General features: G+C 71.4%; 18 protein-coding genes. 9 read left to right on the top strand and 9 right to left on the bottom strand.

Annotation, left to right across the window (positions count from 1 at the left end):
• Positions 1 to 62: 62 nt before the first annotated feature.
• Together F4560_RS25965 and F4560_RS25960 are read right to left on the bottom strand one after the other, a co-directional pair.
• On the bottom strand, positions 63 to 914 hold the full coding sequence (locus F4560_RS25965) for an alpha/beta fold hydrolase (protein WP_184924075.1): 852 nt from the start codon (positions 912 to 914) through the stop codon (positions 63 to 65).
• A 128-nt stretch (positions 915 to 1,042) separates the two neighbouring features.
• The gene (locus tag F4560_RS25960) at positions 1,043 to 1,984 is read right to left on the bottom strand and encodes a nucleoside hydrolase (RefSeq protein ID WP_184924073.1); all 942 of its coding nucleotides are present in this window, start codon (positions 1,982 to 1,984) and stop codon (positions 1,043 to 1,045) included.
• Between the two features lie 115 nt (positions 1,985 to 2,099).
• Here F4560_RS25960 and F4560_RS25955 point away from each other — a divergent pair, with 115 nt between their 5' ends.
• Positions 2,100 to 2,846, top strand: coding sequence for an acyltransferase (locus tag F4560_RS25955; RefSeq protein WP_184924071.1), 747 nt, complete (start codon positions 2,100 to 2,102; stop codon positions 2,844 to 2,846).
• Here F4560_RS25955 and F4560_RS25950 read toward each other — a convergent pair.
• A complete protein-coding gene (locus F4560_RS25950; RefSeq protein WP_281391957.1) occupies positions 2,843 to 3,166 on the bottom strand; it encodes a winged helix-turn-helix transcriptional regulator in 324 nt (107 codons plus the stop codon). The genes F4560_RS25955 and F4560_RS25950 overlap by 4 nt on opposite strands.
• Positions 3,167 to 3,316: 150 nt before the next feature.
• Here F4560_RS25950 and F4560_RS25945 point away from each other — a divergent pair, with 150 nt between their 5' ends.
• Positions 3,317 to 4,258 carry an NADP-dependent oxidoreductase gene (locus tag F4560_RS25945; protein WP_184924067.1) on the top strand — a complete coding sequence of 314 codons (942 nt, stop codon included), beginning with the start codon at positions 3,317 to 3,319 and terminating at the stop codon, positions 4,256 to 4,258.
• 16 nt (positions 4,259 to 4,274) lie between these two features.
• Here F4560_RS25945 and F4560_RS25940 read toward each other — a convergent pair whose 3' ends face one another.
• From F4560_RS25940 to F4560_RS46695, 4 genes are read right to left on the bottom strand one after another with little or no spacing between them, the layout of a single operon-like run.
• Positions 4,275 to 5,525 (bottom strand): glycosyltransferase family 4 protein, encoded by a 1,251-nt coding sequence (locus F4560_RS25940; protein ID WP_184924065.1) that lies wholly within the window; start codon positions 5,523 to 5,525, stop codon positions 4,275 to 4,277.
• 25 nt (positions 5,526 to 5,550) lie between these two features.
• Positions 5,551 to 7,011 carry a 1,4-alpha-glucan branching protein domain-containing protein gene (locus F4560_RS25935; RefSeq protein ID WP_184929392.1) on the bottom strand — a complete coding sequence of 487 codons (1,461 nt, stop codon included), beginning with the start codon at positions 7,009 to 7,011 and terminating at the stop codon, positions 5,551 to 5,553.
• An 11-nt stretch (positions 7,012 to 7,022) separates the two neighbouring features.
• Positions 7,023 to 7,769 (bottom strand): class I SAM-dependent methyltransferase, encoded by a 747-nt coding sequence (locus tag F4560_RS25930; RefSeq protein WP_184924063.1) that lies wholly within the window; start codon positions 7,767 to 7,769, stop codon positions 7,023 to 7,025.
• A complete protein-coding gene (locus F4560_RS46695; RefSeq protein WP_376775430.1) occupies positions 7,738 to 9,636 on the bottom strand; it encodes a pentapeptide repeat-containing protein in 1,899 nt (632 codons plus the stop codon). Before F4560_RS46695 ends, F4560_RS25930 begins: the two co-directional genes overlap by 32 nt.
• Here F4560_RS46695 and F4560_RS44960 point away from each other — a divergent pair.
• Positions 9,518 to 9,967 carry a hypothetical protein gene (locus F4560_RS44960; RefSeq protein ID WP_184924059.1) on the top strand — a complete coding sequence of 150 codons (450 nt, stop codon included), beginning with the start codon at positions 9,518 to 9,520 and terminating at the stop codon, positions 9,965 to 9,967. The two genes, F4560_RS46695 and F4560_RS44960, sit on opposite strands and share 119 nt — an antisense overlap.
• Here the strand turns inward: F4560_RS44960 and F4560_RS25915 are convergent.
• Both F4560_RS25915 and F4560_RS25910 read right to left on the bottom strand, forming a co-directional pair.
• Positions 9,964 to 10,107: a hypothetical protein gene (locus F4560_RS25915; protein WP_184924057.1), complete on the bottom strand. Its 144-nt coding sequence runs from the start codon at positions 10,105 to 10,107 to the stop codon at positions 9,964 to 9,966. The two genes, F4560_RS44960 and F4560_RS25915, sit on opposite strands and share 4 nt — an antisense overlap.
• A gap of 72 nt (positions 10,108 to 10,179) precedes the next feature.
• Positions 10,180 to 11,022: a DegV family protein gene (locus F4560_RS25910; RefSeq protein WP_184924055.1), complete on the bottom strand. Its 843-nt coding sequence runs from the start codon at positions 11,020 to 11,022 to the stop codon at positions 10,180 to 10,182.
• 278 nt (positions 11,023 to 11,300) lie between these two features.
• Between F4560_RS25910 and F4560_RS25905 the strand changes: the two genes are divergently transcribed.
• The 6 genes from F4560_RS25905 to F4560_RS25880 all read left to right on the top strand — a co-directional run bounded on the left by F4560_RS25905 (position 11,301) and on the right by F4560_RS25880 (position 17,683).
• A complete protein-coding gene (locus tag F4560_RS25905) occupies positions 11,301 to 12,083 on the top strand; it encodes an electron transfer flavoprotein subunit beta/FixA family protein (protein WP_184924053.1) in 783 nt (260 codons plus the stop codon).
• A gap of 14 nt (positions 12,084 to 12,097) precedes the next feature.
• The gene (locus tag F4560_RS25900; RefSeq protein ID WP_184924051.1) at positions 12,098 to 13,057 is read left to right on the top strand and encodes an electron transfer flavoprotein subunit alpha/FixB family protein; all 960 of its coding nucleotides are present in this window, start codon (positions 12,098 to 12,100) and stop codon (positions 13,055 to 13,057) included.
• Between the two features lie 158 nt (positions 13,058 to 13,215).
• Entirely contained in the window at positions 13,216 to 13,986 is a 771-nt protein-coding gene (locus F4560_RS25895; RefSeq protein ID WP_184924049.1) for a GNAT family N-acetyltransferase, read from the top strand.
• A complete protein-coding gene (locus F4560_RS25890; protein ID WP_312869479.1) occupies positions 13,983 to 14,852 on the top strand; it encodes a lysophospholipid acyltransferase family protein in 870 nt (289 codons plus the stop codon). Before F4560_RS25895 ends, F4560_RS25890 begins: the two co-directional genes overlap by 4 nt.
• 171 nt (positions 14,853 to 15,023) lie before the next feature.
• Positions 15,024 to 16,394 carry an MFS transporter gene (locus F4560_RS25885; protein WP_184924047.1) on the top strand — a complete coding sequence of 457 codons (1,371 nt, stop codon included), beginning with the start codon at positions 15,024 to 15,026 and terminating at the stop codon, positions 16,392 to 16,394.
• Positions 16,394 to 17,683: a cysteine desulfurase family protein gene (locus F4560_RS25880; RefSeq protein WP_184924045.1), complete on the top strand. Its 1,290-nt coding sequence runs from the start codon at positions 16,394 to 16,396 to the stop codon at positions 17,681 to 17,683. Before F4560_RS25885 ends, F4560_RS25880 begins: the two co-directional genes overlap by 1 nt.

Genomic DNA, 17,683 nt, shown 5'->3' with positions numbered 1-17,683 from the left:
GAATGACCTCGTCGATAGTTTGATCTTGTCGGATGGGGTGTTGTCCGGTGGGCGTGCAGGGGTCAGCTGCTGCCGGGCATCACCAGCCCGGAGAGCAGGGTGGCGACTTCCTCCGGGTGGACGAGCGGCCCGAGGTGGCTGGTGTGGACGCTGTGCACGTCGAACGGGTTGCCCGGCGTCAGGGCGTCCGCCTCGCGGATGAACCGGTCCTGTAGTTCGATCGGCAGGGATCGGTCCGCGGTGAGCCGGATGTAGGTGTGCGGCAGGTGGCTCCAGACGGTCGGATCGACGCGGTCGTCGCCCGAGTCCAGGCTGTCGTCCGGCTCCAGGGTGTTCAGGGCGGCCAGGAACTCCGATTCCGTGCCCTCGTCCAGTAGCGCGGTCTTCAGCTTCGTCAGCACGGCCGGGTTAGCGGTGCGCCAGTTCAACCGGAATGCCCCCAGGTCGGCCGGGTCGGCCGCGAGTACGTCAGCGAGGTCGTCGAGGAGGCTCGACGCGTTCTCCGGCTCCGCCATGTACCCGGCGGCGCCCAGCTCGACGCAGCACCACGCGGACAGGTAGACGACCCGGTGGAGCAGGTCGGGCACCGCGTTCGCCACCGATGTCACGGTCATCCCTCCCCGGCTGTGCCCGACCAGCACGACCGGCCCGAGTTCGGCCGCCCGCCGCACCACGTCGATGACGTGCGCGACGGCGTCGGCGTGGCTCACCCGTGCCGCGCCGGCCGGCGCGGTGGCGAGCGCGGCCGGGTCCTGGGGTGCTTGGTACGCCGCCGTGAACGTGGCGCCGAAGCCGTGGCCGGGCAGGTCGACGGCGAGTGCCCGGTGGCCGCGCAGGGTCAACTCGCGGGTCATGGGCGCCCACTGGAACGAGTTGCCGCCTGTGCCGTGGACGAAGACGAAGATCGAGTTCATGCCGCGATCCTCACATCCGGCCGTGACCGGGTCCGCAGCACATCGGACTGGAGCCACTGCTGCACGCGGTGCCGAACGTGCGCGGCGTCATCTGCTACGGACACGTCCAACGATCCTGTCAGGAGCAGTCAGCCCGCCAGATGTGCCAGCCTCTCGAACAGGAACGAGCGCAGGCCGTCGAGGTCGGCGTCCATCGTGATGTCGAGCGTCTTCGGCTTGTCCACCTCCAGCCGTTGGTCCACCACGAGCGCGCCCCGGTTCGGGCCGAACGAGCAGTCGACGTCCACCGGGAACGGGGTGCTCGTCAGGATTCCCGGCCGAACCGCCTCCGCCACCGCGACCGCGTCGTGCACCGCCATCCCGTCCCAGCCGAGGAAACGCCGGTAGGTCTCCAGGTAGTCGGGGGTGAGGCCGACGAGCGTGGCGGCGACGTCGGAGGTCTTGGCCAGGTCGGTCAACCACTGGGCGCTCACCGCGCAGCGGCGGGTCAGGTCCATCGGGACGAGCGTGGTCGGCACGTCCTCCTCGACCAGCACGCGGCGGGCGGCTTCGGGGTCGCTCCAGAGGTTGAACTCGGCGGTGGCGGTGACGTTGCCACCCTGCACCCCGCCACCCATGACGACGAGTCGGCCGATCTTCGGCTTCAGGTGGGGGTGCGCGGCGAGCAGCAGCGCGATGTTGGTCAGCGGGCCGATGGGGACGATCGTGACGGGACGGTCGGCTTGTTCGAGGAGTTCACGCATCAGCGTGACGGCGTCACGGTGGTCCGGGCCGCGGGTCGGTTCGGGGAGGGTGTGGGCGTAGCCGGAGAGCCCGTCGGCGCCGTGCGCGCTGGACAGGTGCGGGTGCGGGTGGATCAGCGGTCGGGACGCGCCAACGCCGACCGGAACGTCGTCACGGCCCAGGAGTGCCAGCAGCCGCAAGGCGTTGCGGGTGGTGTTCTCCAGGGAGACGTTGCCGAAGACGGTGGTCACCCCGATCAACTCGACTTCGGGGCTGGCGGCGGCGAGCGCGATGGCCAGGGCGTCGTCCACACCGGGGTCGGTGTCGATGATGAGCGGAGTAGTCACTCGGTTAGTTTGCCGCTGCTCCGCAGACGGCGGGCGGTGGCCCCGGTGGGCATCGATGCGGGCGACCTGGCCGCCGTCTGCGGAGCAGCGGCGATGTCACAGTTACCCTGCCTGCGTGACGAGCATGTGGGGTGCGCCGGTGTGGACGAGGTGGCGTCGGTCGCGCCGTGACCCGGCGCAGGCCAGGTTCCTCACCCTCGCGTCACTGCGCTGGGTGGTGAGGCATCGCGCCTACACGCCGTGGTACCTGGTGCGGTACTGGAGGCTGTTGCGGTTCCGGATTGCGAACCCGCACGTGGTGCTGCGCGGGATGGTGTTCCTGGGCAAGAACATCGACCTGCACTGCCGGCCCGGCTACGGGCGGCTGGAGATCGGCCGGTGGGTGCACATCGGGGACGGCAACGCCATCCGCTGTCACGAGGGGTCGTTGCGGATCGGCGACAAGGCCGTGTTCGGCAAGGACAACACGGTGAACTGCTACCTGGACGTGGAGATCGGCGCGGCCACGCTGATCGCCGACTGGGTGTACATCTGCGACTTCGACCACGTGACGGCCGACGTCACCCTGCCGATCAAGGACCAGGGCATCGTGAAGTCACCGGTGCGCATCGGGCCGGACTGCTGGCTGGGCACGAAGGTCACCGTCACCCGCGGCACGCGGATCGGGCGCGGGTGCGTGATCGGCGCGCACGCCGTGGTGCGGGGCGACGTGCCCGACTTCAAGATCGCTGTGGGCATCCCGGCGAAAGTCGTCAAGGACCGCCGCGCGGACTACGAGGCCGACGCCGTGCGCCGTGCCGCCGTCGCAGACATGGCCCGCAAGGCCCAGGAGGCCTTGGAGCAGTCCCGGAACGGCTCCTAGACCGGCTGCAACTCCTCGCCCGCCTTCCGGTCGTACTCCTCCTGCGCACGGCGGATGTCGTCGATGTGGGTCTCCGACCAGACCCGGATCGCGTCCATCAGACCGCCCACGTTGGCGCCCAACGGGCTGAGGCTGTACTCCACCCGCGGTGGGACGCTCGGGTAGACGGCGCGGTGCACGAGGCCCGCCCGTTCCAGGTCGCGCAAGGTCTGGGTGAGCATCTTCTGGGTGATGCCGTCGAGCCGGCGGCGGAGTTCGCCGAACCGCAACGTGCCGGGCCGCAGGGCGCCGATCACCAGGCACACCCACTTGTTGGTCAACAGGTCGAGAACGGCACGTGACGCGCAATTCCGAAGGAACGCGTCCGCGCCGCCATGGGCACGCAGGTCAGGGACGGTATACACAAGGTACCTAGATACCATTCAGGTGCCTTCTTCACAAGAGGTACCACCCCTGTGAAGCTGTTGACCATGACGAACGAGATGCGAGCGGTGACGGTCGAGGCCTTCGGCGAGCCCGAGGTCATGAAGGTCGGGGACGTCGCGCGGCCGGTGCCGGGACTGGACGAGATCGTGGTCGAGGTGCGCGCGGCCGGCGTGAACCCGGTCGACTGGAAGGTGCGGAAGGACGGCTACTGGCTGACCACGCCGTGGGTGCCGGGTTGGGACGTTTCCGGCGTGGTGGTGTCGGTGCCGGCCGGGGAGAACCGGTTCGAGGTCGGCGACGAGGTGTTCGGGATGCCCCACTTCCCGCGCGCGGCCGGTGCGTACGCCGAGTACGTGGCCGCCCCCGCGAGGCACTTCGCCCGCAAGCCGGCCAACGTCGACCACGTCCACGCGGCGGCCCTGCCGCTGGCCGCGCTGACCGCGTGGCAGTCCCTCACCGAGGCCGCCAAGGTCAAGCCGGGTGACCGGGTGCTGGTGCACGCCGCAGCCGGTGGTGTCGGGCACCTCGCCGTGCAGCTCGCCAAGACCCTGGGCGCCCACGTGATCGGCACCGCGCGTGCGGCGAAGCACGACCTGCTGCGCGAGTTGGGCGCGGACGAGTTGGTGGACTACACGACCCGGGACTTCGCCGAGCTGGAGGACGTCGACGCGGTGCTCGACCTGATCGGCGGTGACGACTACGTGCGTCGTTCGATGCGGGTGCTCAAGCCGGGCGGCGTGTACGTCGGCATGACGAACCCCGGTCTGCTGCCGGAACTCCGGGTGGCGGCGGAGGAACTGGGCGTACGGGCCACCACGTTCTTCGTGGCCCCTGACCACGCCGGGCTGCAGCACGTGGCCGGACTGGTGGAACGCGGTGAGCTGAACGTCCTGGTCGCCGAAACGTTCCCGCTGGTGGACGTCGTGAAGGCGCACGAGTTCGGTGAAGCCAACCGGACCACCGGCAAGATCGTCCTCACCCTCTGAGGGCTCGGGCGTCCCGTCAGAGGAAGACGTTGCCGGTGGGGATCTTGGGGCGGCCGAACGCGGGATGGTCGTGGACGCGGGCGGACCGGTAGACGGCGGCGGTGTCGGCGGCGATCTTCGACCAGTCGAAGTCGGTCGCCAGGCGGGCTTTCGCGGCACGGGCGCGGCGTTGGGCCGACGGGCGGTCGTCCAGCACGGACCGGACCGCCGTGGTCAGACCGTCCACGTCACCGGGCGCGAACGACAGGCCGGTGACGCCGTCCAGCACGACCTCGCCCAGACCTCCCGCGGTCGACGCCACGAGCGGGGTGCCGGCGGCGGCGGCTTCCAGTGCCACGATGCCGAACGGCTCGTACTTGCTCGGCAGCACAACGGAATCCGCCGCCGCCAACGTGGCCGCCAGCGCGCGGTCCGACAGGTGCCCGACGAAGTCCACCGCCCGCCGCACCTTGTGCTTGCGCGCCTGCTCCACCAGCCAGTCCCGGCTCATCCCCGACCCGGCCACGACCAGCCGGGTGCCCGGCCACGCCCGCCGGATCCGGGGCAGCGCCGCGAGCAGGTCCTGCACGCCCTTCTCCCACTCCAGCCGCCCGAAGAACAGCAGCAACGGCGCACCGCCCGGACTGTGCGCGGCACGGGCGGCGGCCACGTCGCTCGAACGCACCCGCCACCGCCGCGGCTCGATGCCGTTGTGCAGCACCGTGACCGACGAAGGCTCCACGTCGAACAGGTGCGCCACCTCGGCCCGCATCGCCGACGAGCACGTGATCACCGCGTCCGCCCGGTTCGCCAGCCACCACTCGACCGAGTGCACCTGCTGGTTCAACGTCTGCGACAGCCACCCGCTGTGGCGCCCCGCCTCGGTCGCGTGCACGGTCGCCACCAACGGAGCGCCGGACGCGTCGGCCAACGCGATCGCCGGATGCGTCACGAGCCAGTCGTGCGCGTGCACCACGTCCGGCCGCCAACCGCGCAGCAACGTCAACCCGGCGCGCGTCATGGCATGGCCCATGGCCAGCGTCCACGCCACCAGGTCCCGCTCGAACACCAGGTGCGTCGGGTCCTCGGCCACCCGGATCAGCCGCACCCCGTCGACCACGGAGTCGGACGTCGGGTGCGTGATCGCGTCCGTCCCCGCCGGCTGGCGGCACAGCACGACCACGTCGTGCCCCTGCGCGGCCAGGTGACCGGCCAGCGCGTGCACGTGCCGACCCAACCCACCCACGACGACCGGCGGGTACTCCCACGACAACATCAGCACGCGCATGGGCCATCCTCGCATCTCCGCACCGTCACGACAGGGCCAACCCCCGCGCGTCGAGGTGCCCGAAAGGACCGTCGACCCGCCGCAGTTCGGCCGCCCGCCGCTGCCCGCGTCCGGCCCGCCGCAGCGCCGCCAGCTCGGCGAACCGGTCCGCGTGCAGCTTGGCCCGGTACCGGGCGTAGTCGGCGGCCGAGTCCTTGGTGACCATGAACGCCCAGTCGCTCGACAACGCCAGCAGCGCCTCGCGCACCGCCTGGTCGGCGACCGGGTCGCGCACCACACCCGAGAAGTCGAGCGCGAGCAGGTCCCGCTGCACGGAAGCGTTGCCGTCCACGATGTCGCCGACCTGGGGCCCGTTCCACACCTGCCAGTCCTTGCCCGTGCCCCACGACGACGGCGGCAGCTCGACCGGCGTGCCGACGTGCCCGGCCTCGACGGCGCCGCGCAGCGTCGTCACCCGCACCCCCGCCGACGGCATCAGCCGCAGCACCGCCTCCAGCCACGCCGGACCCTCGTGCCACCAGTGCCCGTACAGCTCTGTGTCGTACGCGGCGACCACGAGGGACGGCTTGCCGTGCTGCTCCTTCAACGCCCGCAGCCGCCGCACCACCGTGTCCACGAAGTCCGCCGCGTGCCGCTGCACGGCGTCCGCCGCCAGTTCCGGGTCGTACGGCCGCTTGTCCGACGGCGCGACGTTCTTCCCCGTCACCCGGGACGGCTTGAGCCCGCTGGGGTGGTCGTAGGTGTGGAAGTCCCGGTACGCCGGGTCGCCCGGGTAGCCGACCTTCGGCGACCACACCCGGTACGACACCTCAAGGTCACGCCCGAAGCACACCACGTCCGACGAGCCGACCGGCCGACCGGCGGACGTGTCGCCGCGCAGCGACGGCCCGTCCACCAGGAACCGCCGCACACCGGCCCGCGCGTAGTCGTCCTCAAGACCGGGCGCGTAGGCGCATTCCGGCGCCCAGATGCCCTCCGGCGTCGACCCGATCCGGTACGCCGTGTCCGCGAGCCCGGTCCGCAACGAGAACTCCCGCAGCCGGGGGTCGAGCAGCGGCTGGAACGGGTGCGTGGCCGGTCCGCCCAGCAGCTCGACCACCCGCGAGTCCACCAAGGACCGCAGCAACGGCGAGAAACCGTGCCGCCACCGCGTCTCGAACCGCTCCAACGCCCAAGCTGACGAACGGTGCTCGCGCGAAGCGAGGTCCGGCAGCCGGGACGACGCGCTGTGCGCCCGCAGCTGCCAGTTCCCGAGCCAGTCGTGCACACCCCGCAGCGTGTACGGATCGTCCAACTGGGCGGCCAGGACCGGCGTGACGCCCAGCGTGAGCACGTCTTCGCGGCCCTCGGCGGCGAACCGCTCCAGCAGGTCCGCCACCGGCAGGTACGAGTGCGCCCACGCCTGGTACAGCCACTCCTCGCCGACCGGCCAGGCGCCGTGGTGCGCGAGCCACGGCAGGTGGCTGTGCAGCACCAGGCAGAACATCCCCTCGTGCGTCACGGGCGCACCGCCACGGCGACGAGGTCAAGGCTCGCGTCCAGGTCGTCGGTGGTGATCTCGAAGTCCTCGCTGCGCACCGACGCCACCGCGCCCAGCAGGTCGGCGGGCCACTCGCCGCCCTCCACCACCACGGCCACCTGCGCGTCGATGATCGACCCGCCGAACCGCTCGTCCAGCCGGCGCAGCCCGGGGCCGTGCCGCAGACCGGCCAGCACCTCGACCCGCAGGCCCGCGCCGACCAGCAGTTCGGCCAGCTCGGCGGGTGCCAGCTCACGGGTGTGGAACGGGTTGAGCGGGGTGTCCCGGCCGGGGGAGAACGTGATCCGGTTGGGCGTGGTGACCAGCAGCCGCCCACCGGGCCGCAGCACCCGCGCGCACTCGGCGAGGAAGCCCTCCTGGTCCCACAGGTGCTCGATGACCTGGAGGTTCGCCACCACGTCCACGCTCGCGTCCCGCAGCGGCAGCGACGCGAGGTTCCCGCGCAGCACGGCCAGCTCCGGGTACGCGCGGCCGACGTGTGCGGCGGTGATCTCGTCGTAGTCGAGCGCGACGACCCGCGCGGCGTGCTCGGCGATCAACGCGGCGCCGTAACCCTCGCCGCAGCCGGCCTCCAGCACGACCACGCCGGCGCAGTGCCGGACCAGATCCAGGTACGCCGCCTCGTGCCGCCGGAACCAGTAGTTCTCGGCGGCGATGCCGGGGACGGTGCGCTCACCGGTGAGGGGCAGCGGCTCGACGGTCACCCGACCAGCCTAGTTCCTCGTTACTCACGGGTAGGCATCGCCCGCCAACTGAGACGTCACTGTTTCGTGTGAACTTATGGATTGCCGAAGGTTGGTGATTATCGCGGCACGCATTCTTTTTCGGTGGATTCCTTTGTCCAAATAACACTATCGGGTGACGTCCGGCGATCCTGAGTAGATCTTCCCCATAGGTGTTTCCGCTGCCAGCGGCGCGCATGGACGGTGTCCGGAGCGGGTAGTCGAGGGTGGTCACGAGCCGCTCGGGTGCCTTACGCTCGGCACCTCGGCCAATCTTCAGACGAGTGGGGCCGCCATGGGTGCGAAAGAGCCGGAGATTGTTCCGCTGCACACGGGTTTCGACGTGGTCTACCGGGGATTCCACCGGGGTCAGGTGATCGAGCACCTGGAGAACCTCGAAGAACAGCTCAAGTACCTCGGCCTCGACCGCGCCGAGGCGCTGGCCCAGGCGGCCGACCTGCGCAAGCTGCTGGAGATGACCAGGCGCGACCTGGAGCACGCCCGGACCAGGATCGAGCGGCTGGAGATGTCGCCCAGCACGACCACGGGCGCCGGCGAGCGCATGCACCGGATGCTCATGATGGCCGAGGAGGAGTCGAACGACCTGCGCCTGCGTGCCGAGCGCGATGTCGCGGCCCTGCGTGAGCGCACCGAGGCCGAGATGGCGGAGTACCGGCGCGGGGTGGAGGACGAGCTGGCGGAGCGGTGCGCCGAGGCCGATGCCCGCGCCCGTGAGCAGCGTGAGGCCGCCAACCGTCGGGCCGCCGAGTTGGAGCAGCACGAAGTCGACCTGGAACGCCGTCAGGTGGAGGTCGAGGCGCACCTCAAGGCACGCGCGGAGGAGGTCGCTGCCGAGTGCGCCGCCGCCGTGGTGAAGGCCGAGCGGGAGGGTGAGCGGCTGGTGCGGGAGGCCGAGGAGCGGTGTGGTCGGTTGGAGTCCGAGTCCGACGCCAAGCGGACCAAGGCGCAGAACTTCTTCGAGCTGACCATGGCCAGGCAGCGGCACGAGGCCGAGCGGCACTTCGCGGAGCAGGAGCAGTTGGTCAAGGCGCGGGCGGCGTTCCTGATCAAGCTCGCGGTGCGTGAGACGGCGCGGCGGACTGCCGAGATCCAGCAGCAGGCGGATGCGCTGCGTGAGCTGCGCCAGACGGTGGCGGCGCAGGTCGCGGCGGCCCGGATCGCGCTGGACGAGGCGGCGGACCGGGTGCCGAACCTGATTCCCGAGCAGACGACCGCGGCGCAGGCGACCGCCGGGCAGGTAGGCGATGGGCAGGCAAGCGCCGGGCAGGCAAGCGCCGGGCAGGTGGCTCCGGAGCAGGTGAGTGCGGCCCAGGTGAACGCGGCCGACGTGAACACGGCTCAGGTGAGTGCGGCTCAGGTGAGCGCGGTCCAGCCGAGTTCGGGGCAGCCGAGTCCGGCTCAGGTGAGTCCGGCCGAGGTGGGCCCGGCGCAGACGAGTTCGGCACAGGCGGGTTCCGCACGGGTGAGCGCGGAACCCGTGGGACCGGCCCAGACGGGTTCGGCCCAGACGGGTTCGGTGCAGGGCGGTTCCGCGCAGCAGGACGCGGCCCAGGTGGGTCCCGCCTCGGGTGGGTCGGCGAAGACCGGTTCGGCCAAGACGGGTTCGGCGCAGAAGGAGCCGAAGGGTTCGGCGCGGAAAGGTTCGCGGGCGAGTTCGGAGCAGACGGGCACTGACGGGCGGCGCGTCGGTGCTTGAGGGGAGTGCGGTGGTGTCGGGCGTGGTGTTCGTGGTCGGGTTGTGCGCGTTGGCGTTCGCGTTGGGCTGTCTGCTGACGTCCGTCGTGCTCAGGCGTGACCGCGAACAGCCGCCCCCGCAGGCCGCGCCCACACCGTCGACGACAGACCGGACAGACCCGACAGACCGGTTCACGCCGATGATCGACCTGCGGCGGCTGCCGGCGGACTTCGCGACCCGGCCGATCCACCGCAACCCGGTCATGGGCATCCCGCCGGCACTGCCGCCGTCCGAGCCGTCACGGCCCAGGCTGTCCCTCGTGCCGGACCCGGAACCGGACCCCGAACCCGAGGAACCCGTGCGGCAGGACGAAGTTCGCCACATGCACGTGGTCCGCGACACGCCCGTGGTCCGTGACTTGCCGAGACAGGCGGTCGACACGCCGAAGCCCGCGCTGGGCGGGGAACCGGCTCTCGGGAACTAGCGCTTGCGGAACTTGCGCAGCAGCTGCTGCGCCTTCGCCCGGTTGCGCGGGTCGTTGGCCGCGTGCTTGACCTGGTCGGTGATGCGGCGGCCCTTGGGACTGCGGGCGAACTCGGCGATCTTGCTGAACAGAGATGCCATACGGACCTCCTTCCCTGTCAGCTCAACGCTCAAACCCGTTTCCGAGTTCCTGAACTGGCTGAACGGGTGACGCTAGACGGGCGACACCGTGACGCCGAGCGCGCCCGGGCCGACGTGCGCGCCGATCGCCGAGCTGACCTGGGTGACCAGGAACCGCCGCACGTTGGGCAGCTTCTCGCGCAGCGCTTCGAGCACCTTCCCGGCGCGTTCGGACGCGTCGAAGTGCTCGACCGCGATGTCCACCGCCTCCCGGCCCGCGCGCTTCACCGCGATGTCGATCAGCTTGCGCATCGCGCGCTCACCGCCGACCACCTTGTCCAGCGGCGTGATCTGCCCGTCGGCCACGGTCAGCAGCGGCTTCATCGACAGCGCCGACCCGAGCAGGGCGGCGGCCCGGCCGATCCGCCCACCGCGCCGCAGGTATTCGAGCGTGTCCACGTAGAACAGCTCGGTGCTGTTGCGGAGGCTGTGCTGGGCGGCGGCCAGCACCCGGTTCGCGTCACCGCCCGCGGCGGCCGCGGTGGCGGCGGCGACCACCGCGTACCCGAGGCTCATGCCGCACGTCTGCGTGTCCACCACGTGCACCGGCACCCGCACCTGCGTGGCGGCCTGACGTGCCGCCTCCACGGTCTGCGACAGGGCGGTCGAGATGTGCAGGGACACGATCGCGTCCACGCCCGAAGCGGCGGCGTCGGAGTACGCCCAGAAGAACGCGCCCGGGTCGGGCGGCGAGGTGCCGACGTCGACCTGCCCGCGCATCGCGTCCACGAGCTTCGGCACGGGCACGCGGGCCTCGTCGTCCACCACGGATCCGATGCGAACCTGGAGTTGCGCCACCCGAACCCCGAGTTGGTCCGTCAACTGCTGCGGCAGGCACGCGGTGGAGTCCGTGACAATCGCTACTCGCCGGAACATGCGTTCGAACCTAGTCGAGTAGGGGGAGGGTCTGTAACGCCGCCGTCGAGAGGTACGACATTGTCCGAATGCGCTCTTGCCGTCAGTGAGCATCATCACGCGTCGTGGGTGCTTGCTCCTGTTTGCACCCCGGCTACTCGTGGGTAACATCGGGGTGGCCGACACCACCATGCCAACGCGGTGATGACATGGCAGGGTCACGAACAATCCGGCGACCGCAGGCAACTACCGTCGCCAACCCGCGTCGCCGCCCGTCCGCAGGAGGTCGAAGAGGACCCATGAACATTGTCGTCCTGGTCAAGCAGGTGCCCGACACCTGGTCCGAGCGCAAGCTCGCCGACGCCGACCACACCCTCGACCGCGACTCCGCGGACGCCGTGCTCGACGAGATCAACGAGCGCGCCGTGGAAGAGGCGCTGCTGCTCCAGGAGGCGCACGGCGGCGAGGTGACCGTCGTCGCGATGGGTCCCGACCGCGCTACCGACGCGATCCGCAAGGCGCTCTCCATGGGTGCGGACAAGGCCGTCCACGTCTCCGACGAAGCCCTCCACGGCTCCGACGTGCTCAGCACCGCCAAGGTGCTCGCCAAGGCGATCGGCACGCTCGACGGCTTCGACCTCGTCATCGCGGGCAACGAGTCCACCGACGGCCGTGCGGGCGCGATCCCGGCGATCCTGGCCGAGCTGCTGGGCGTGCCGCAGGTGACGCAGGTCCGCAAGGTGACCGTCGAGGGCTCCACCATCAAGGCCGAGCGGGAGACCGACGAGGGCGTTTCGCACCTCGAAGCGAGCCTGCCCGTCGTGGTCAGCGTGACCGAGAAGATCAACGAGCCCCGGTACCCGTCGTTCAAGGGCATCATGGCGGCCAAGAAGAAGAAGGTCACCACGCTCACGGTCGCCGACCTCGGGTTGGACGCGGGCGAGGTCGGTCTCGGCGCCGCCTGGTCGCAGGTGCTGGAGGCGGCTCCGAAGCCGCCGCGCAGCGCCGGTCAGCGTGTCGAGGACGCAGGTGACGGCGGTTCGAAGATCGCCGCGTACCTGGTCGACCAGAAGCTCATCTGAAGGCGGGGAATCGAATGTCTGAAGTCCTGGTCCTCGTCGACCACGTCGACGGCGAGGTCAAGAAGGTCACCTTTGAGCTTCTATCCGCCGCGCGCCGTCTCGGCGACCCGGCCGCGGTGGTCGTGGGGTCGCCCGGCACCGCGGGCAAGGTGAGGGAATCGCTGGGCCGTTACGGCGCGGTGAAGGTGTACGCGGTGGAGTCCGAGGACGCGGCCAACCACCTGGTCACGCCGAAGGTGGACGCGCTCGCCGCGGTCGCGGGCACCTCGTCGCCGGCGGCCGTGCTGGTCGCGGCGACGCTGGAGGGCAAGGAGGTCGCGGGCCGGCTGGCCGTGCGCCTCGGCTCCGGTCTGCTCTACGACGCCGTCGACATCGACGGCGAGGGCGTCGCCACGCAGTCGATCTTCGGTGGCGACTACGCGGTGAAGTCCAAGGTCACCAACGGCGTCCCGGTCATCGCCCTGCGGCCCGGCGGCGTGGAGGCCACCGAGTCCCCGGCCGACGCGGTCGAGCAGGCCGTCGAGGCGCCCGCCGCCAACCCGGCGCTGGTCACCAGGGTGACCGGCCGCGAGCCGGTCGTCGGCGGCGACCGCCCGGAACTGGCCGAGGCTTCGGTCGTCGTGTCCGGTGGTCGTGGCGTCGGCAGCGCGGAGAGCTTCGAGGTCGTGGAGAAGCTGGCCGACAGCCTCGGCGCGGCCGTCGGCGCGTCCCGTGCCGCGGTGGACTCCGGCTACTACCCGCACCAGTTCCAGGTCGGCCAGACCGGCAAGACGGTCTCGCCGCAGCTGTACATCGCGCTGGGCATCTCCGGCGCGATCCAGCACCGGGCGGGCATGCAGACGTCCAAGACCATCGTCGCCGTCAACAAGGACCCGGAGGCGCCGATCTTCGAGATCGCCGACTTCGGTGTCGTCGGCGACCTGTTCGCGGTCGCGCCGCAGCTCACCGACGAGGTCGGCAAGCGCAAGGGCTGACCTGCACGTTCGTCCGATCGGACCCCACGGGGGCCGCGCCACCGCGGTGGCGCGGCCCCCGTGTCGTTCGCGGCCTCACCAGGGTTTAACCGACCTGCCATTGAGGCGTCATCGGAACGACCTGCTCCCGGTCGCCAACCGGTCGGTAGACCAGACCCATGACGCAGCCGCAACTGCTTGTCAGCACCGGTGACGCCGCTTCCGACGCGCCGCGCTACTCCCTGTTGGTCGCGCGTGACAGCGACGAGGTCGTGGCCGCGCAGCGGCTGCGGCACCAGGTGTTCGCCGCCGAGATGGGCGCTGTGCTGCGCACCTCCGTGCCGGGGCACGACGTCGACTACTTCGACCAGTTCTGCGACCACCTGGTGGTGCGGGACGACCGGACCGGCGACATCGTCGGCACGTACCGGATGCTGCCGCCGGAGCGGGCCGCCGAGGCCGGGCGGCTGTACTCGGACGGCGAGTTCGATCTGTCCGCCCTGGACCCCCTGCGGTCGTCCCTGGTGGAGACCGGGCGGTCGTGCGTGCACCCGGACCACCGCAACGGCGCCGTGGTGTCGCTGGTGTGGGCCGGTATCGCCCGGTACATGCTGCTTTCCGGGCACTCGTGGCTGATCGGCTGCGCGTCCGTGCCGCTGCACGACGGCGGGTCGTTCGCGGCGGGCGTGTGGGACGTCGTGGCGGCCAAGCACCACGCGCCCGAGGAGTACCGCGTGACGCCGTTGACGCCCTGGGACGTGGACTCGGTCGCGCGGCCGGACAAGACCGTGCTGCCGCCGTTGCTCAAGGGGTACCTGCGGCTGGGCGCGTGGGTGTGCGGGCGGCCGGCGTTGGACGCCGACTTCGGCGTGGCCGACCTGCCGGTGCTGCTGGGCATGGAGCGGGTGGACCAGCGTTATCTGAAGTTCTTCCTCGGGGAGACGGCGTGAGCGCGAAGCACCCGTGGATGCCCGTCTCGCCCTGTGGTGACGGGTGCGTGGACCACTCGTCGGCGTCGGTCGGGGTGGTCCGGGCGGTGTGGCGGGCGATGGCGGCGACGACGGTGATGCTGTGTGGCGCTCTCGTGGTCCTGGCCGTGCTGTGCGTTCGCGGGCACGCCCGGACGGTGTTGCTGCGGCGGTGGTTCCGGGCGCTGCTGGGGGCGTTCGGCGTGCGGCTGCGGGTGATCGGGCCGGTGTTCCAGGACAACCCGGGACGCGGTGTGCTGGTCGTGTCGAACCACGTGTCGTGGCTGGACGAGTTGGCGATCGACGCGGTGCAGCCGATCCGGCTGGTGGCCAAGCGGGACATCCGGGACTGGCCGGTCCTCGGTCGGCTCATCACCGCGGCGCGCACGGTCTACCTGGACCGGGAGCGGCTGTCGCTGCTGCCGGGGACGGTGGCCGAGTTGGCCGCGGCGCTGCGTGACGGCGCGGCGGTCGGCGTGCACGCCGAGGGGACGACGTGGTGCGGCGTGGCGTCCGGCCGCTACCGGCCCGCGCTGTTCCAGGCGGCTTTGGACGCCGGTGTGCCGGTGCGGCCCGTGGTGCTGCGGTACCTCCAGGGCACGACGCCGTCCACGCGGCCGGCGTTCATCGGGTCCGACACGCTGGTCGACTCGATGCGACGGGTGCTGAGCGCGCGTGGGCTGGTGGTGGAGGTGCACGTGCTGGACGAGGTCGCGCCGGGTCGTGCGTCGACGCGCCGGGAGTTGGCGGCGCTCGTCCAGCAGGAGTCGGAACGGGTCGCGTTCGGGTCGGTCGAACTGCCCGTGCAACCGGTGCACGCGGTGGCCGACCGGACCCGGGCGGCCTGACCGGACGCGGGTGGCTGACCGGCGTCACCCGCGACTCGGCCTCAGGTGCACTGCCAGAGGCCGCGGTCGCGAGGCGGCGCTGGGACGGCGTCATGGCCCGGATTGCGCACCTGGCCGACCTGCGTCATATGGCCTTGACCTCCACCCGGGTAGAGGTTGAACCATTGAGCCGTGACGACGACAGCGGAGACGACCGGTAAGAGCAATCTGTGGACGCCCGAACGGCGGGGGCCGACGGTCGGGATCATCCTTCTCGTCACGCTGCTCGCGTTCGAGAACATGGGTGTCAGCACGGCCATGCCGCGGATGGTCGCGGACCTCGACGGCAACGAGATGTACGCGTGGCCGTTCCTGGCCTTCCTGGCCGCCAGCGTGGTCGCCACCGTGCTGTCCGGGCGGCTGAGCGACCTGCGCGGGCCGAGACCGTCGCTGCTCATCGGGCCCACGCTGTTCCTCGTGGGCCTGATCGTCGCCGGTCTCGCGCAGGACATGACCCAGCTGCTCCTCGGCCGGGTGCTCCAGGGCATCGGCGGCGGGGCGCAGGTGGTCGCGGTCTACGTGCTGATCGGGCTCGTCTACCCCGAACGGGACCGGCCGACGGTGTTCGGCATGCTCGCGTCCGCCTGGGTGGTGCCGTCGCTGGTCGGGCCGGCGGTGTCCGGGTGGCTGACCGAGGTGGTGAGCTGGCGGTGGGTGTTCCTGGGGCTCGCGCCGTTCGTGCTGATCGGGGTGTTCCTGCTGGTGCCCGTGCTGCGGAACCTGCCCCCGCACACGCCTGACCAGAACACCCGGCGCGGACTTCCGCTGGCCGCGCTCGGCGCCGGGTTCGGTGTCGCGGCCCTGAGCTGGGCGGCCCAGCACCCGACTGCCGTCAACCTGGCGATCGGGGCGGCCGGGCTGGTCGCGCTGGCTCCCGCACTGCGCGTGCTGCTGCCCAAGGGCACGCTCACCGCGCGTCGCGGCCTGCCGGTGACGATCCTGGCCCGAGGGCTGCTGGCCGGCTCGTTCTTCGCCGCCGAGGCGTTCATCCCGCTCACCCTGACCGCCGTGCACGGCTACTCGGCCATCGCCGCCGGCATCCCGTTGACGCTCAGCGCGCTCGGCTGGTCCAGCGCCGCCTGGTGGCAGTCGCGCAGGCCGGACATCCCGCGCGAGAAGCTGGTCCGCTGGGGGTTCGTGCTCAACGCCGTGGGCATCTCCGGCGTGACGCTCATCGCACCTTCGTGGGGCCCGGCCTGGGCCACGCCGATCCTGTGGGCGGTCGCCGGAGCCGGGATGGGGATGGCGATGTCCAGTCTGAGCGTGCTCACGCTGGGCGCGTCGTCCGAGGTCGACCGGGGGTTCAACTCCTCGGCCCTCCAGATCAGCGACATGCTGGGCGCCGCGCTGCTGGTCGGACTGGGCGGTGTGCTGATCACCACCATCGCCTCGGCCGCCGCCCCCACGGCCGCCGTGCTGCCGTTCGACCTGTTGATGGTGGGCGTCTCGGTGCTCGGTGCGGTGCTCGCGGGCAGGCTGCGCCGGGCTACCCTGGAAAACTGATGGCCTACTTCGACCACGCCGCCACGACCCCCATGCTCCCCGAGGCGATCGAGGCGATGACCCGGGCGTTGTCCACCACGGGCAACGCCTCGTCGTTGCACACCTCGGGGCGTCGGGCGCGGCGGGCGGTCGAGGAGGCCCGGGAGGACATCGCGGACGCCCTCGGCGCGCGACCCTCCGAGGTCATCTTCACCAGCGGCGGCACGGAGAGCGACAACCTCGCGGTCAAGGGCATCTACTGGTCCCGCCGCACGTCCCGGCGTCGTCGGGTGGTGGCGTCGTCCGTGGAGCACCACGCCGTGCTGGACGCGGTGCAGTGGCTGGCCGAGCACGAGGGCGCCGAGGTCACGTGGCTGGAGCCCGACGGGCTCGGCCGGATCCGGCCCGAGGTGCTGGCGGACGCGTTGGACGACGACGTCGCCGTGGTCACCACGATGTGGGCGAACAACGAGGTCGGCACGGTCAACCCGGTGCGCGAGCTGGCCGCCTTGGCCGCCGCGCAGGCGGTGCCGTTCCACACCGACGCGGTGCAGGCCATCGGCGCGCTGCCGGTCGACTTCACCGGGTCGGGCGTGTCGGCGTTGACGCTCACCGGGCACAAGGTCGGCGGGCCCTACGGGGTCGGCGTGCTGCTGCTCGGGCGTGACGTGGCGACGACGCCGTTGCAGCACGGCGGTGGGCAGGAGCGGGACGTGCGGTCCGGCACGCTGGACGTGCCGTCGATCGTCGGCATGGCGGCGGCGGTGCGGCACGCGGTGGAGCACCAGCTGTCGACGGCGGCTTCGGTGGCCGCGCTGCGGGACGAGCTGGTGGAGTCCGTGCGGCGGGTCGTGCCGGACGTCGCGGTGAACGGCGACCCGGTGCACCGGCTGCCCGGCAACGCGCACCTGACGTTCCCCGGCTGCGAGGGCGACAGCCTGCTGATGCTGTTGGACGCCAAGGGCATCGAGTGCTCGACCGGTTCGGCGTGCACGGCGGGTGTGGCGCAGCCCAGCCACGTGCTGCTGGCGATGGGTGTCGACCCGGTGTTGGCCCGCGGGTCTTTGCGGTTCACGCTCGGCCACACGTCGACGGCGGCGGAGGTGCGGAGGCTGGCCGAGGTGATCGGGCCGGTGGTGGAGCGGGCGCGGACGGCGGGTATCGCGGGGTTGAAGAGGCTTTCCGTCGGCCGGGCCGACAATCAGACGACCGTCGGCCAGACCGACAATCAGACGACCGGCGGCCGGGCCGACAATCAGACGACTGCTGCGGCCGGCCGGGCCGGGAGTCAGACGACAGCGGAGGTGTGA

The sequence above is a fragment of the Saccharothrix ecbatanensis genome (assembly GCF_014205015.1).
Classification (GTDB): Bacteria; Actinomycetota; Actinomycetes; order Mycobacteriales; family Pseudonocardiaceae; genus Actinosynnema; species Actinosynnema ecbatanense.
This window is presented reverse-complemented; position numbering and strand designations above follow the sequence as displayed.

What these genes read in the sequence shown, in the direction of transcription:
- F4560_RS25945 (WP_184924067.1), top strand. Translation starts at nt 3,317, where the DNA reads ATGACGAACGAGATGCGAGCGGTGACGGTCGAGGCCTTCGGCGAGCCC.
- F4560_RS25905 (WP_184924053.1), top strand. Translation starts at nt 11,301, where the DNA reads ATGAACATTGTCGTCCTGGTCAAGCAGGTGCCCGACACCTGGTCCGAG.
- F4560_RS25910 (WP_184924055.1), bottom strand. Translation starts at nt 11,022, where the DNA reads ATGTTCCGGCGAGTAGCGATTGTCACGGACTCCACCGCGTGCCTGCCG.
- F4560_RS25965 (WP_184924075.1), bottom strand. Translation starts at nt 914, where the DNA reads ATGAACTCGATCTTCGTCTTCGTCCACGGCACAGGCGGCAACTCGTTC.
- F4560_RS25880 (WP_184924045.1), top strand. Translation starts at nt 16,394, where the DNA reads ATGGCCTACTTCGACCACGCCGCCACGACCCCCATGCTCCCCGAGGCG.
- F4560_RS25895 (WP_184924049.1), top strand. Translation starts at nt 13,216, where the DNA reads ATGACGCAGCCGCAACTGCTTGTCAGCACCGGTGACGCCGCTTCCGAC.
- F4560_RS25915 (WP_184924057.1), bottom strand. Translation starts at nt 10,107, where the DNA reads ATGGCATCTCTGTTCAGCAAGATCGCCGAGTTCGCCCGCAGTCCCAAG.
- F4560_RS25940 (WP_184924065.1), bottom strand. Translation starts at nt 5,525, where the DNA reads ATGCGCGTGCTGATGTTGTCGTGGGAGTACCCGCCGGTCGTCGTGGGT.
- F4560_RS25900 (WP_184924051.1), top strand. Translation starts at nt 12,098, where the DNA reads ATGTCTGAAGTCCTGGTCCTCGTCGACCACGTCGACGGCGAGGTCAAG.
- F4560_RS25935 (WP_184929392.1), bottom strand. Translation starts at nt 7,011, where the DNA reads ATGTTCTGCCTGGTGCTGCACAGCCACCTGCCGTGGCTCGCGCACCAC.